The organism is Paraburkholderia sp. SIMBA_054 (assembly GCF_046534875.1).
GTDB classification, from domain to species: domain Bacteria; phylum Pseudomonadota; class Gammaproteobacteria; order Burkholderiales; family Burkholderiaceae; genus Paraburkholderia; species Paraburkholderia hospita.
The window spans coordinates 1-248 of the sequence record NZ_JAWRXV010001357.1; the positions used below are offsets into that span (position 1 = coordinate 1).

The window sequence follows — 248 nt, forward strand, 5'->3', positions numbered from 1 at the left end:
ATGTGATGTTCCTGCATCAAGGCCGCACGGAAGAAGAAGGCTTGCCCGCCGAAGTGCTGAGCGCGCCGCGCAGCGAGCGGCTCAAGCAGTTCCTCTCCGGCAGCCTGAAGTAACGCGCGCCGCGTCCGCCCGTTCGCCCCGCCGCCGCGTTGTGATCCGCTGATGGCCCGCACGTCCAGTCCCGCGCGCACCACGCAGGTTGCAATCGTCGCATTGCCGCCCGTGTCGATGTCGGGCGTCGGGCCGAT

1 pseudogene is annotated in these 248 nt (G+C 68.5%); it reads left to right on the forward strand.

From position 1 onward, the window contains the following. Positions 1 to 113 (forward strand): annotated as a pseudogene (locus SB822_RS59515) (histidine/lysine/arginine/ornithine ABC transporter ATP-binding protein); the annotation flags it as partial. Positions 114 to 248 lie beyond the last annotated feature (135 nt).